This is a genomic window from Trueperella sp. HMSC08B05, from assembly GCF_001808405.1.
GTDB classification, from domain to species: Bacteria; Actinomycetota; Actinomycetes; order Actinomycetales; family Actinomycetaceae; genus Trueperella; species Trueperella bernardiae.
Map to the genome: position 1 here is coordinate 1 of NZ_KV793240.1, position 13,034 is coordinate 13,034.

At 64.8% G+C, this 13,034-nt stretch carries 10 protein-coding genes and 1 pseudogene; 2 read left to right on the top strand and 9 right to left on the bottom strand.

Annotation, left to right across the window (positions count from 1 at the left end; translation table 11 throughout):
* The first annotated feature begins 125 nt into the window (after positions 1 to 125).
* Positions 126 to 1,045, top strand: a pseudogene (locus HMPREF3167_RS04620) (virulence RhuM family protein).
* A gap of 450 nt (positions 1,046 to 1,495) precedes the next feature.
* Here HMPREF3167_RS04620 and HMPREF3167_RS04625 read toward each other — a convergent pair.
* The 6 genes from HMPREF3167_RS04625 to cysS all read right to left on the bottom strand — a co-directional run bounded on the left by HMPREF3167_RS04625 (position 1,496) and on the right by cysS (position 9,499).
* A complete protein-coding gene (locus tag HMPREF3167_RS04625) occupies positions 1,496 to 3,040 on the bottom strand; it encodes an ATP-binding protein (protein WP_070445773.1) in 1,545 nt (514 codons plus the stop codon).
* A gap of 207 nt (positions 3,041 to 3,247) precedes the next feature.
* The gene (locus HMPREF3167_RS04630; protein WP_062613087.1) at positions 3,248 to 3,823 is read right to left on the bottom strand and encodes a LytR C-terminal domain-containing protein; all 576 of its coding nucleotides are present in this window, start codon (positions 3,821 to 3,823) and stop codon (positions 3,248 to 3,250) included.
* Between the two features lie 299 nt (positions 3,824 to 4,122).
* The gene (locus HMPREF3167_RS04635) at positions 4,123 to 5,484 is read right to left on the bottom strand and encodes a uracil-xanthine permease family protein (RefSeq protein WP_062613177.1); all 1,362 of its coding nucleotides are present in this window, start codon (positions 5,482 to 5,484) and stop codon (positions 4,123 to 4,125) included.
* A gap of 287 nt (positions 5,485 to 5,771) precedes the next feature.
* A complete protein-coding gene (locus HMPREF3167_RS04640; protein ID WP_070445774.1) occupies positions 5,772 to 7,040 on the bottom strand; it encodes a hypothetical protein in 1,269 nt (422 codons plus the stop codon).
* A gap of 64 nt (positions 7,041 to 7,104) precedes the next feature.
* The gene (gene rlmB / locus HMPREF3167_RS04645; protein WP_236698648.1) at positions 7,105 to 8,091 is read right to left on the bottom strand and encodes a 23S rRNA (guanosine(2251)-2'-O)-methyltransferase RlmB; all 987 of its coding nucleotides are present in this window, start codon (positions 8,089 to 8,091) and stop codon (positions 7,105 to 7,107) included.
* Positions 8,075 to 9,499: a cysteine--tRNA ligase gene (cysS, locus tag HMPREF3167_RS04650; protein ID WP_062613084.1), complete on the bottom strand. Its 1,425-nt coding sequence runs from the start codon at positions 9,497 to 9,499 to the stop codon at positions 8,075 to 8,077. The genes rlmB and cysS overlap by 17 nt, the downstream gene beginning before the upstream one ends.
* Positions 9,500 to 9,730: 231 nt before the next feature.
* On the opposite strand from cysS, the gene HMPREF3167_RS04655 reads away from it, so the two are divergent.
* Entirely contained in the window at positions 9,731 to 11,086 is a 1,356-nt protein-coding gene (locus HMPREF3167_RS04655; RefSeq protein ID WP_062613082.1) for an MFS transporter, read from the top strand.
* Between the two features lie 138 nt (positions 11,087 to 11,224).
* Here the strand turns inward: HMPREF3167_RS04655 and ispF are convergent, their stop codons facing one another.
* Genes ispF through HMPREF3167_RS04670 form a run of 3 tightly spaced genes read right to left on the bottom strand, consistent with a single transcriptional unit; the run spans position 11,225 to position 12,991 of the window.
* Positions 11,225 to 11,692 (bottom strand): 2-C-methyl-D-erythritol 2,4-cyclodiphosphate synthase, encoded by a 468-nt coding sequence (ispF, locus tag HMPREF3167_RS04660; RefSeq protein WP_062613080.1) that lies wholly within the window; start codon positions 11,690 to 11,692, stop codon positions 11,225 to 11,227.
* Position 11,693: 1 nt separating this feature from the next.
* Entirely contained in the window at positions 11,694 to 12,455 is a 762-nt protein-coding gene (locus HMPREF3167_RS04665; RefSeq protein ID WP_070445775.1) for an IspD/TarI family cytidylyltransferase, read from the bottom strand.
* Positions 12,455 to 12,991, bottom strand: coding sequence for a CarD family transcriptional regulator (locus tag HMPREF3167_RS04670; protein WP_062613078.1), 537 nt, complete (start codon positions 12,989 to 12,991; stop codon positions 12,455 to 12,457). Before HMPREF3167_RS04670 ends, HMPREF3167_RS04665 begins: the two co-directional genes overlap by 1 nt.
* Positions 12,992 to 13,034 lie beyond the last annotated feature (43 nt).

Genomic DNA, 13,034 nt, shown 5'->3' on the forward strand with positions numbered 1-13,034 from the left:
AAGAAGCGGAACTAAACCCAGGACGCTTCACCAATAGACAGATGCTGATCTACCAGAGCCCAGAGAACACTGTACGTATCGAGGTCCGACTTGAGGGTGAGACGGTTTGGCTTACGCAGCAGCAGATGGCGGAGCTTTTTCAAAGTTCAAGGTCTAACATTGTCGAGCACATTGGAAACATCTACGCAGAGGGTGAACTTGATGAAGAGGCAACCTGTCGGGATTTCCGACAGGTTCGCCGTGAGGGTAGCCGCAACGTGGCGAGGACGCTGCCTCACTACAACCTAGACATGATTATTTCCCTGGGATATCGGGTTAAATCCAAGACTGCTACGCAATTTAGACGTTGGGCAACCGAGAGACTGAAAGAGTACCTCATCAAGGGCTTCACCCTAGATGACGAGCGACTTAAGAACCTTGGTGGTGGATCGTATTGGTACGAGCTTCTCGAGCGGATCCGCGATATCCGTTCGTCGGAGAAAGTGATGTACCGACAAGTGCTGGATCTATACGCAACTAGTGTTGACTATGACCCGAAGAGCGCAGAATCGGTCGCTTTTTCAAGATGGTTCAGAACAAGTTGCATTACGCTACCCACGGACACACAGCGGCGGAAATCATTTATAGCCGAGCCGATGCTTCCAAACCTTTCATGGGCTTAACGACTTTCAAGGGCAATCAGCCTACTCTTGCAGAGACCAAAGTGGCCAAGAACTATTTGACGGAAGACGAATTAAAGGTGCTAAATCGTCTAGTTTCTGGTTACTTCGATTTTGCTGAAGTGCAGGCTATGAATCACCATCCTATGTACATGAGCGACTACGTCGAGCATCTTGACAATATCCTGGCAGCAACTGGGCAACAGCAGCTTCAAGGGGCAGGAACAGTCAGCCACCAGAAAGCGATTTACAAGGCAACTGCTGAATACCGTAAATATCAGGTACAGACACCTTCACAGGTCGAGAAGGACTATCTGGAAACCATTAAAGGGCTTGAATCAAGAGCCAAAAAGGCCGATCATGACATTCCTGATTCCGACGGATAAGCCGAATTCAAGAAGACGTGAAGACAGCTAACCAGTTGACATCGTCCGCACCCCCTAGTGTCGAACTAGCTGGCGGAAGGCAAGAATCGCCCCCGCTAGCCAAAACGTGCTTCGGAATCCGAAAGAAGAGAATTACCCGTGATGGGGTAATGAGGCCCACAAAACTTGCCGAACTAATCTTGAAAACAAAAACCTCCTACTCGGCGGAAGGTTCTCGTTTGCACGTAACAGTTATCAAATCCGACGTCTTTTTCTCTCAGTTTCGTTCGCGGCACTTGTGCCCGCACCGCAGATCCCCATTCACGACATCGTTGCGCGGGCGCGAAACTTCGAACTCTGGAGCACCACTTTTCGCACTCTGGCACTTGCGCTGTCATACTCTGGATTTACACTGTAGAAACGGAGTTACACTGTGCCGCCCAATGCGGCGGCGCACTCGAATTCATCCTCTCACTCAGAGACAATGTGATACTTCGTATCACGGTGACCCCAACCGCCATACTGGCCCACGCTGCCGGCCTCCTTGAGCTTGTTGAGCGCGTATCGCAAACGCCCGGTATTCAACCCGGTGCGAGCGCGTAGCTCCTGGAACGAGAGCGGCCCACTGGCGGCGAGAACTTCGAGCACGGCTTCCCCGTTTTTCGTCACGAAAGCGGTCAGCACGGGAACGGAAACGGGCCTTTCCGGACGATCCTGCTCCGCTTCCACATCCAAGATCGTCGGCGCGGGCATCGTCGTCGGCAGCTCGGCATATGCGACGGGGGTGCCGTAGAGAATGGCGGTGAAACGCACGCCGTTATCGGCGAAAGTGGCGGCCGGGAGGCCGGCCAAACCGAGCTGACGGTACACCTCGGACACGCCTCCACCCTCACCTTCGATCACGCTCGCACCGGAATCGGTTCGGAGGCGCTTTGCCATGTCGTACAGGCGGGGGTTCACGGCGTTCTTGGCGAGCGATGCGCTCGCGAGCTGCTCCTTCGAGATGCCTCGCAACCCGCCAGGATTGGTGACGATCAGGTGATCGCCCACGATGCGCACCTCCACCCACTGGCCTTCCGAGTTCGGGGAAAGATCGCGGTGGACCAGCGCGTTCGCGATGATCTCGCGAACTGCGACGAGCGGGAAGAGCGGCTCTTCGACCATGTTGCCGTCGTCGAGGTAACGGTTGTGGCGCGGCGCATTTTCCTCCACCCATCGCAGGGCAGAATTGAGGAGGTCGGGAAGTGGGCCGTCGAAGTCCTGCCGGCTGCGCGTGCGGACGCTGCCCGAGCGGTCGCGCGGCAGTTGCACCGAGGCTGTCACCCGAAGCTGCGGGGCCTTTGCCTGCGGGTAGCGTCCGAGCGAGTACAGGCCGGCGAGCGTAACTTCGCCGCCCGGAGCGAGCACGTTTGTCAGTTCCAGGAGTTCGGCGTCGTCCGTTACCTGGGCGAGGCGCCTGCTCGTCTTGCGAGCATTTGCGCAGAAATCAGCCGCCGCGTTCGGATCGAGATCGTCGATCGACGTGCTGGACACAGCGGCAGAATCGAAGCGGTAGAGCTCGGACTGCCCCAGCTTTTGGATCTCGATAAGTGCACGGTCGGCGTCGTTCATCACGTAGTCGCCGTCCGACTGGCGCAGGTAGGCGCGGCCGCGATGCAAGGCGGGGCGCTGCGACAGCGGCAACGGAGTCACCTCGACAACGAGGACCTCCCTCCCCTCCCAGGTCAGAACCGTCGGCAAAAGCTGCGGGGCCGGGGTGACGGACGAGCGGGTTTGATCCACGACTCGCGCCGCCAGCTCGTGTGCGTTATCCACGCCGACGACGGCGAAGTTGTCGCGCTCGTCAACACCGAGGATGACCGCGCCGCCACCCGGCATGTTCGCGAATGCGCACATGGTTTCAGGCAGGTTGCACGGGAGCTTCGAGGCGCGCTTGACCTCGACATCAGTCGCATCGCGCTTGATCTGACGAAACTCTTCAAGAGTGCGAAGGAGCCGCTCTGTCGTCCATTTCATACTCTACAGTATGAATAGTTTCACTCTAGAGCGCAACTGTTGCGCAGGCGAATATCACTCTGGCGGCGCGGAGTCGCACTCTGGAAGCAGCGTTACACTCTGCCGCCGACACCCTACTCACAACACCTTTCCGACATCCGCGCTAGCAATTTGCCGTCGCCAAAGTCAGAAGAGCATCGCAGGTGCAGCGGACGCCGCGGAACCGCGCTACTCCTGGAAGGTCTCCACCGGAACACAGTCCTCCACCGGCTCCATCGCGGCGACCAGCTGTTCCTCGGTGGGGGCGGCCACCAGGTCGGTGTAACCCTCGCCGAGCACCACGTCCACGATCTGGCTGGTGATGTTCGGGTCGATGTGCACGAGGGCGTCGGGGAAGTAGGCGCGCAGCGTGTAGGCGCTGGTCACGCCGTCCGGGCTGGCGTAGAGCCGCACGGGTTCGGTGAATTCCTCGCCACCCCAGTTCGCGGTCTCGGACACGACCACCCCGGCCGCAGACAGCGACGTCGCCACCGTTCCCGCCAGACCCGTGCGGGTGGTGGCGTTGTAGACGCTGACGGTGATGGTGGTGGGATCGACGTGCTGCGCGCCGTCAATCGGGCACACCACGGAGTTCGTGTCCGGTGCCTTGGAAAACTCCCTGTCGAAGGGTATGGGCAGCAGTCCCGACCACGTGAGCGTCCCCAGCACGAGCAACACCGCCATGACGGCGATGATCGAACCGAAGATGACGGTCTGGCGTTGCTGCGTGCGCTTGCGGTACTCGGCGCGGGCGTTGAAACTCACCCGTCCAATCTAGCGGATTTACGCCGGGTTGCGCAGGAATCTTGCGGTACTGGGGGATGACGTTCACGACGCCGACGATGCCCCCCCTGCCCGCCGCACGCGGAGGTGGGCAGGGTGCTGGCAACTTGGCGGGCGCCGGCGGGCCGGCCGGCGCCCGCCCCGCATTCCCCGGTGTCCGATTAAAAAACTTGGACGATTTCGGGGTCATAGGCCCATATAGCGAAGATGACCCCGAAATCGTCCAGTAAATTGAAATCGGCCAGCGCCAACATTAACAGGAGCCAGCGCCGCGCCCGCTCCTAGTGCTCCCGCGTCAGGGCACCCGGCTCGAGCTCCGCACCGGCAGGCGCGGAGGCCGGGGTGGCGGGCTCGATCGTCGTGCCACGCCAACGCGACAGGGCCCGCATCGCGTGGTAGATGATGATCGCGGCGAACGAGCCGAGCGCGATACCCTCGAAGGTCATCTCACCCCAGTGCCAGGTGTAGTTCGCGATCGCGATCACCATGGCCACGGCGGCCGTGTTGAGGTTAACGGGGTCGGAGAAGTCCACGCGATTCTGCACCCAGATGCGCACGCCCAGCATGCCGATCATGCCGTACAACACGGTGGCCGCGCCGCCGAGCACCCCCGGCGGGATGGTGGCGATCAGCTGGCCGAACTTCGGCAGCATTGACAGCCCGAGCGCAATAAACGCCGCGATCACGTAGGCCACGGTTGAGTACACGCGGGTCGCGGCCATCACGCCGATGTTCTCCGCGTACGTCGTGGTACCGGAACCGCCGCCCGAGCCGGCGAGCATGGTTGAGACACCGTCGGCGAAAAGCGCGCGGCCGGTCACGTCGTCAAGGTCCTGGCCGGTCATCGCGGACACGGACTTCACGTGCCCCACGTTCTCCGCGATGAGCACAAGCACCACGGGCACGAACAGGCCAAGCAGCGTCACGTCGAAGTCGGGGGCGCGGAACTGCGGCACGCCCACCCAGCCGGCGGACGAGATCGCATCGAAGCTAACCTCGCCGCGCACCACCGCCGTGATGTAACCAACCACCACGCCGATCAGGATCGACAGGCGCCCGATGATCCCCTTAAACAGCACCGTGACCAGCAGGATCGTCACAATCGTCACCACCGCGGTGACCGGCGCCTGCTGCACATTCCCCCACGCCGCCGGCGCCAGGTTAAACCCGATAAGCGACACGATCGCGCCCGTCACGATCGGCGGCATGAGCTTGTCAATCCACCGCGCGCCCGCAAAGTGCACAACGACGCCGACCAGCGCCAGCGCCGCACCCGCCGCGATCACCCCGCCCTGAGCGAGCGACGCCTTCGCCGCGTCGACCGAACCGCCCCCGCCGGCAACGTAGCCGGTCACCGCACCGATCGGCGCAATCAGCGCGAACGACGACCCGAGGTAGGACGGCAACCTCCCCGCCGTCATCAGCAGGAACAAGATCGTGCCCACGCCCGTGAAGAACAGGGTGGTTGCCGGGTCGAACCCCGTGAGCAGGGGCACTAAAAAGGTGGCCCCAAACATGGCCACCACGTGTTGCGCGCCGATGCCGAACGTAATCGGCCACGACAGTCTTTCGTTCGGAAGAACAACCTCCCCCGGCGCGATAGAATGCCCATCGCCATGGAGCTTCCAAGTAAAACCAGCCATACGAGCCTCCAGTGAGTAGACGTCAAGGTGCACGCGAACCCCGTTCACGACCCTGCACGATCGTACTCACCACCACCCCGCACGCGAAATCGTCTCACCATCCGACAAGACGCCCGACCAAACCTCGGACTCGCGGCCCGGCTTCGCCTGCGCTGGCGGTCGCGCCCGCTTCACGGCGACGCCGCCTGGCTCCCCCCCCATCCGCGATGGCACTCTGACAGGTGCGCTAGTGGTGTGCCGTCGCCGATGTCAGAAAAGCGTCGCAAACGCGGGTAAGGGCCACAAGCTCAGCCCTGGCCCTCCTGCCAGTTGTGCATCCGCTTCCAGGTGTCGATCTCGGTTTGCCGCTGGCGCACGAGCTCCGCCGCATACGCGCTGGTCAGAATGCGCGTGAGGCCCGACACCACGGTGCCGCCGCCCAGCAGCGCACGTATCCGCCACGACATTCCCCGCTCCGACCTGCCAAACGCCGAGGCCAGCATTGCCCCGCCGATAGCAGCCTGCGCGGCCGACATCAGCGCCACCGCCCACGGCCGCTCCAAGTACACCTTGCGGTAGGCGCCCGCCACAGTCGGCTCCACGAAGCCCTCGCCGGCGAGCTCAAACGCCAGCCGGTCCTCAAACGCCGCCCCCGCGCTACTGGGCTCGAAGAGTCGCGAGTTCGGGATGTCGGCCAGCTCGCCGTCGCCCTCCAGCACGTCGGCCACCTCGCTGGGCAACCCGAGCGCATCCACCAGCGCCCGCGGGCCGTCCTCACTGCACAGCGCCTCGCGGATGTCGCCAAACCGGGCCGCAATCACGTCGGCCACCATCTTGCGCGCCACCGCGCCCGCCCCCGTCTCATCGACCACGAACTCGTATTCCTCGGACCCCTGCTCGATCCAGGGGAACACGGGCAGCTCCCCGCTCCAATCCCAGGTTAGATACGAGTTGTCCCGCCGCACGTACAGCGTGGGGCTCTCCTCCGCGTTCCCCGCCGACACCGTGATCTGGAACGACGGCCGCGGGAAAAGCCGCCGCACCGAATCCATGCTCGACTTGGCCACCAGCACCAGGGTCTCCCCCAGCTTGGACACAGCCACCGCCTCGTCCTCCACCTTGACGATGCTGGGCACCTCGGACAGCGGCAGGTCCACGATCACCAGCATGGCGCCCTCGCGGTCAAATGCCGCGTCGTGGATATCGGCGTCGCTAACCGGCTCCTCCTCGGAGTCGTCAAACAGCACCTCATGCGAGATGTCCACCGCGCCCAGGTCAATCGGGCCGTGGGCAACCGTGCCGTCGAGCTCCCCCTCCACCTTGCGCAGCCGCTCCGACAGCTCCTCCACCAGGTCATTCACCGAGCGCCCGCGGAACACCGTGCCCGTGTCATCCAGCGTGGCAACCCGACGACGCCGGCCGCCCACCGCCACCTCAAACGTGTAGCCGCCCGAACCGTCCGGACGCCCGCGCCCAAGGATGCGTTCATCGGCGAAGAACGCCTCGATGTCGCCATCAGTCACCAGCGTCTGATCGAGCCGATGGATGTGCCCGTGAACTGTTCGCCAAGATGCCATGTCGCCTCCTTTGCCGTCCGGCCTGCCGTCACCTTCCAGCCTATCGCAGGCCTCCGACACATTTTTAGCCCTGCACGTCTTTTCGGTCGGAATCAATTTGGTAGAGCGCAATCCCGGTGGCCACCGCCGCGTTCAGCGACTCCGTGGCCGAATCAATCGGGATCGACACGACGACGTCGCACGTCTCACGCACGAGCCGCGACAGCCCCGCGCCCTCAGACCCCGTCACGAGCACAACCGGAACGTCCGCCATGTCCGCGCCCGCGACGTCGACCTCGCCGTCGCCCGCCAACCCCAGCACGAAGTAGCCCTGCTCCTTGAGCCAGGACAGCGCCCGCACCAGGTTCGTCTCCCGCGCCACCGGCAACCGCGCCGCCGCACCCGCCGACACCTTCCACACCGTGGCATTCACCGACGCCGAGCGCCGCTCGGGAATAAGCACGCCGTCGGCCCGGAACGCCGCCGCCGAACGCATGACCGCACCCAGGTTGTGCGGGTCCGTCACCGAGTCCAGCGCCACGATGAGTCCCGTCCGCCCCGAGCGTTGCCCGAGCTCCACCAGCCGCTCCACGTCCACGTACTCATACGGCGGCACCTCGATCGCCACGCCCTGGTGGACCGCGCCACCCGTCATCATGTCGAGCTCCGTGCGCGTGACCTCCACGATCGCCGTGCCGGCGTCCATCGCGGCGCGGGCGACCTCAGCCACCCGCTCGTCGTGAGACATCGCCCCCACGAGGAACACGCGCTCGTACGGGATGCCGGACTGCACGGCCTCGTAAACCGGGTTGCGGCCCGCCACCAGCTCATACCCCTCCGGCTGGCGCAGATGCCCGCGCAGCTTCGGGCCCTCGGCGCGCTTGGCCGCGGCCTCGCGCTCCTGCTTCTTCTTATACGCCGGGTGGTAGGTGCGGTCCTCCGCCTTCGGGGTGGGGCCCTTGCCCTCGAGCCGCTTGCGGGAGTGCCCGCCCGTGCCCTTGCTCGAGCCCTTCTTCGCGTTCTTGCGCACCGCCCCCGGGCGCCCGCGGTGAGCGTTAGCCAAGGTCACCACCGACCTTCCAGCGCACGCCCTCCGCCGAATCCTCCACCGTGATGCCGGCGACCGTCAGCGAATCGCGCAGCGCGTCCGCCCGCGCCCAATCCTTGTTTGCCCGCGCCTCCGCGCGCTCCTCGAGCACCCGGTTGACCAGCGCGTCCAGCGCGTCATGCATCGACGACGACGCATCCGCATGCCGCCACGGCTCCGCCATCGGATCCAGGCCCAGCACGTCGAGCATCGCCCGCACCAGCACCTGCTCCGCGCGCGCCTCCACGTGATCATTGTTCGCCAGGGCGCTGTTGCCGGCCGTCACGTGCTCGTGAATCTGGGCCAGGGCGGCCGAGACGTTGAGGTCGTCGTCCATCGCCTCCGCAAAATCCTCCGGGAAATCATCGTGGCCGAGCGCCGCGATCTCCTCCGCCGGCACCTCGCCCACCGTGTCCACCGACCGCTGCACGAACCCAGTCAGGCGCTCCCAAATCGCGCCCGCCTCGGTGAGTGTGGACTCCGAATACGCCACAGTGGAACGGTAGTGGACCGTGCCCAGCGCCAGGCGCACCACCACCGCCGGGTGCTCCTTCACGATGTTCTCCACCGTGAGCGAGTTCCCCAACGACTTACTCATCTTCTCGCCCTCGATCGTCACCCAGGCGTTGTGCATCCAGTACTGCGCAAAATCCCGACCCGCGCCATGCGACTGCGCCTGCTCGTTCTCATGATGCGGGAAACGCAGGTCAATGCCGCCGGCGTGAATGTCGAACTCCGCGCCCAGGTAGCGTCCCGCCATCGCCGAGCACTCCAGGTGCCAGCCCGGCCGGCCGCGCCCCCAGGGTGTCTCCCACGACGCCGTCTCCGGCTCGTTTACCTTCGCCGCCTTCCACAGCGCGAAATCGTGCGGGCCGCGCTTGTCGGTAGCCGCCTCCTCGTCGTCGTGAAGATCGTCCACCGACTGATTCGTCAACGAGCCGTAATCCGGCAAGGACGTCACATCAAAGTACACGTTGCCCGGGTTGCCCACGTATGCATGCCCGCGCTCGATCAGCGTGGCGATCAGGTCAATCATCTCGGGCACGTGGCCCGTGGCGCGCGGCTCATACGTGGGATCCAGCACGCCCAGGTCCCGATACGCCTTGGAAAACTCCTTCTCAAAACGGTAGGCCCACTCCCACCACGGCCGGCCCGCCTCCGCGGACTTCGCCAAAATCTTGTCATCGATATCGGTCACGTTGCGCACCATCGTCACGTCATACCCGCAACGCCGCAGCCACCGCACCAACACATCAAAGGCCAGAGCGGAGCGCATGTGGCCAATATGCGGCGACCCCTGCACGGTCGCCCCGCACAAATAGATGCCCACCTTGCCCGGCTCGATCGGGGTGAACTCGCGCAATGACTTCGTTTTCGAATCAAAAATCTTCACCCCTCCAGACTACCGTCTCCCACCGACACTCGCCCATTTCATCCCCAGCCCTTCGGGCCGCCGACCACACGACGGTGCCCGGGCATCGTCACGCGATGGGTGCAGCTGGCCGGGTGGGCGGCCGTCGTCGGGAAAGCCGGGCGGCACGCGCTGGGCATCGGGCGTGAGAGGCGCGGACGGCGTCGTCGACCTATTTACCAGACAGTAACGAAAACGACGTATGTTAAGACTATGAACCACAACGCGGCGGGCGGCGCAGCCCCAACAACCAAAACACTGACCAAGGACGTCTGGGCCTGGGGGCTGTGGGACTGGGGGTCGGCCGCGTTCAACGCCGTGGTCACCACCTTCGTCTTCACCGTCTACCTCGCCAACGCCGACCTCTTCGGGCCCGACGCCAACCGCCTCCTCGGCTTCGCCCTCGCCATCGCCGGCATCCTCGTAGCGATCGTCGCCCCCGCACTCGGCCAAGCCGTGGACCGCAGCGGCAAACGCGCCACCGTCCTCCGCGTCACCACCACCGCCACCGCACTCATTATCGCCTGCCTCTACTTCGTTATCCCCGGCCAATCCGGGCTATGGCTCGGCCTATTCCTCGTGGCCGCCGGCAACATCCTGTTCGAAACCGGATCCGTCATCTACAACGCCATCATCTCCGACCTCGCAGAACCCCACAATGTCGGGCGCATCTCCGGCTTCGGGTGGGGCCTGGGGTACCTTGGCGGGATCGTCCTGCTACTGATCCTGTTCGTCGGCTTCATCAGCCCCGAGGTTGGCTGGTTCGGCGTCACCAGCAAAGACGGGCTCAACATCCGGGTGGCGATGCTCCTCTCCGCCGCCTGGCTCCTCCTCTTCTCCCTCCCCCTATTCTTCACCCTGTCCAACAAGCCCGCCCGCACAGGCGAACCTCGGCTCGGCGTCATCGACTCCTACCGGCAACTCTTCCACTCCATCGCCGAACTGTGGCGCTCCGACCGGCAGGTAGTGTGGTTCCTCCTGTCCTCCGCCATCTACCGCGACGGCCTCGCCGGCGTCTTCTCCTTCGGCGCCGTGCTCGCCAGCGCCGCGTTCGGCTTCAGCGCCGACGAAGTGATCGTGTTCGGCGTGGCCACCAACGTGGTAGCCGGCATCGCCACCATCGCCTTCGGCTGGCTTGACGACAAACTCGGCGCCCGCGCCGTCATCATCATCTCCCTGACCTCCATGGTCGCCATGGGACTGTGCGTGTTCTTCTTCCACGCCGGGGTGGGGCCGCTCTCACCGAAACAGGTCTACTGGATCTTCGGGCTCGTGCTGTGCATCTTCGTGGGGCCCATCCAGTCCGCCTCCCGCACCTACCTGGCCCGCATTGCCCCGGCCGGCGAGGAAGCAGAGATCTTCGGCCTGTACGCCACCACCGGCCGCGCCGTCTCCGCGCTGGCGCCCTTCATGTACTCCACCGCGATCACCGTGGGCGCCGGGTTGCTCGGCATCGGCGTGGACGAGGCCGCCTACTTCGGCATCCTCGGCATCACGATCGTGCTAGTCATGGGCCTGGTGGCGTTCCTGCCAGTCAAGGCACAGCCGAAGGTTAAGGCGGAGGCTTAGTTCCCGCCCCTGTAGCCAACTAGTGAATCTGAGAGCTCTCATCGCCAAAACCGGCCTTCCCGGCCTCAAACTCATCTGTTCGCTACGGCTTCACCACTGCCTACCCCGGCTCCCAGCTGCCCGCCACCAGTGGGCCGTCTAGACCCTGCTCACCAGCGCCGTGGCGATCGCCGCCAGCCCCTCGCCGCGCCCGGTGAAGCCCATCCGGTCGGACGTCGTGGCCGACACCGCCACCGGCACCCCCACCACCGCGCTCATCGCGGCCTCCGCCTCGGCCTTCCGCGGCGCGAACCTCGGCCGCTGCCCGATGATCTGCACCGAGATGTTCTCCACCTGCCAGCCCGCCTCGCGCACCAGCCGCACCGACTCCGCCAGCAGAGCCTCGCCCGACGCCCCCGCCCACTCCGGGCGGTCCGTCCCAAACACGGTCCCCAGCTCGCCAACTCCGCTCGCCATCAAGATCGCATCACAGGCTGCGTGCGCCGCGACGTCCGCGTCCGAGTGCCCCTCCAGCCCCCGCTCACCGTCCCAGCGCAGGCACGCCAAAAACAGCGGTCGCTCCTCCTCGGTAAACCGGTGGGCATCAAAGGCCGTGGCCACGCGCATGTTAGCGCCCCCTCTTCTCCAGCAACATCTCCGCCACCGCCAAATCCCAGGCCGTCGTCACCTTCATTGCCTCCGGCGAGCCCTCCACGAGCACCACCTCGTGCCCCATGGCCTCCACCAGCGCCGCGTCGTCCGGCGCCGCGCTCAGCTCGTCCGCCCCGCGCTCCCGCCCGGCCCGGTGCGCCTCCCGCACCAGCTCCGTGCGAAAACCCTGCGGCGTCTGCATCGCCCGCAACCGCGAGCGCTCAAGGGTCGCCACCACCGGCTCGACGACGACGCCGCTCCCAGCCGCGTCCCCACCTCCGGCCGCCTCCGGCCCGACCACGCCAGCCCGCCGGTCCCCGACCTCCTTGATCGTGTCAGTCACCGGCAGCGCCGGCACCACGGCGTCATACCCCGCCTCCAACGCGACGCGCACACGGTCAATGACAGCCACGGGCGTCAGCGCCCGTGCGGCGTCGTGAATAAGCACAAAATCGCTGGTCACGGCCGCGAGCCCGTTCGCCACGGACCCCTGCCGCGTCACCCCGCCGACCACCAGCCGCGCGCTCACCCCGCCCGCGGCGAGCGCCTTGTCAAACTCCTCGCGCACCGCATTGCCGGCCGGGATGGTGACAACGACGTCGTCCACGCCCGCCGCGTTCATCCCGCGGATCGCGTGCACCAACAACGGCACGCCGCCAAGCGGCACCAACGCCTTGGGCATGTTGGCGCCAAGCCGCGTGCCCGAGCCGGCGCCCGCGATGACGGCGGCGATCGACATTAGTCCGCTGACTCAGCCGACTCCGGCGTGGCAGCCGTGGCCGCCGACTCCGCGTCGATCCCCATCACTTCATCAAGCAAAACTTCGGCCTCTTCATCCGAGATGTCGCGGGCAAGCGCCACCTCAGACCCCAGGATCGCGCGGGCCTGCGCCAGCATGCGTTTCTCCCCCGCCGACAGGCCACGGTCCACATTCCGACGCGACAAATCGCGCACGACCTCAGCCACCTTGTTCACGTCACCCGACGTCAGCTTCTCACCATTGGCCTTGTACCGGCGCGACCAGTTCGCAGGCTCCTCCACGTCCGTCTCACGCAACACATCAAACACGCGTTCCAGCTGCGCCTCATTCGACACATCGCGCACGCCCACCTGCTCCAGCGCCTCCTGCGGAACCTGAATGATCAGATCGCCCTGAAGGATCCGCAGCGTCAGATACGTGCGGGTCTCACCACGCATCGTCTTCTCTGAGATTTCCTCAATGTAAGCCGCACCGTGGTGCGGGTAAACGACGGTTTCGCCAACTTTGAAGCTCACTGGGGGATCACTCTTCTCTCAATCGATGTCCCCCTATTCTACC

What these genes read in the sequence shown, in the direction of transcription:
- HMPREF3167_RS04635 (WP_062613177.1), bottom strand. Translation starts at nt 5,484, where the DNA reads ATGGCTGGTTTTACTTGGAAGCTCCATGGCGATGGGCATTCTATCGCG.
- ispF (WP_062613080.1), bottom strand. Translation starts at nt 11,692, where the DNA reads ATGCGCGTGGCCACGGCCTTTGATGCCCACCGGTTTACCGAGGAGGAG.
- HMPREF3167_RS04665 (WP_070445775.1), bottom strand. Translation starts at nt 12,455, where the DNA reads ATGTCGATCGCCGCCGTCATCGCGGGCGCCGGCTCGGGCACGCGGCTT.
- HMPREF3167_RS04640 (WP_070445774.1), bottom strand. Translation starts at nt 7,040, where the DNA reads ATGGCATCTTGGCGAACAGTTCACGGGCACATCCATCGGCTCGATCAG.
- HMPREF3167_RS04625 (WP_070445773.1), bottom strand. Translation starts at nt 3,040, where the DNA reads ATGAAATGGACGACAGAGCGGCTCCTTCGCACTCTTGAAGAGTTTCGT.
- HMPREF3167_RS04655 (WP_062613082.1), top strand. Translation starts at nt 9,731, where the DNA reads ATGAACCACAACGCGGCGGGCGGCGCAGCCCCAACAACCAAAACACTG.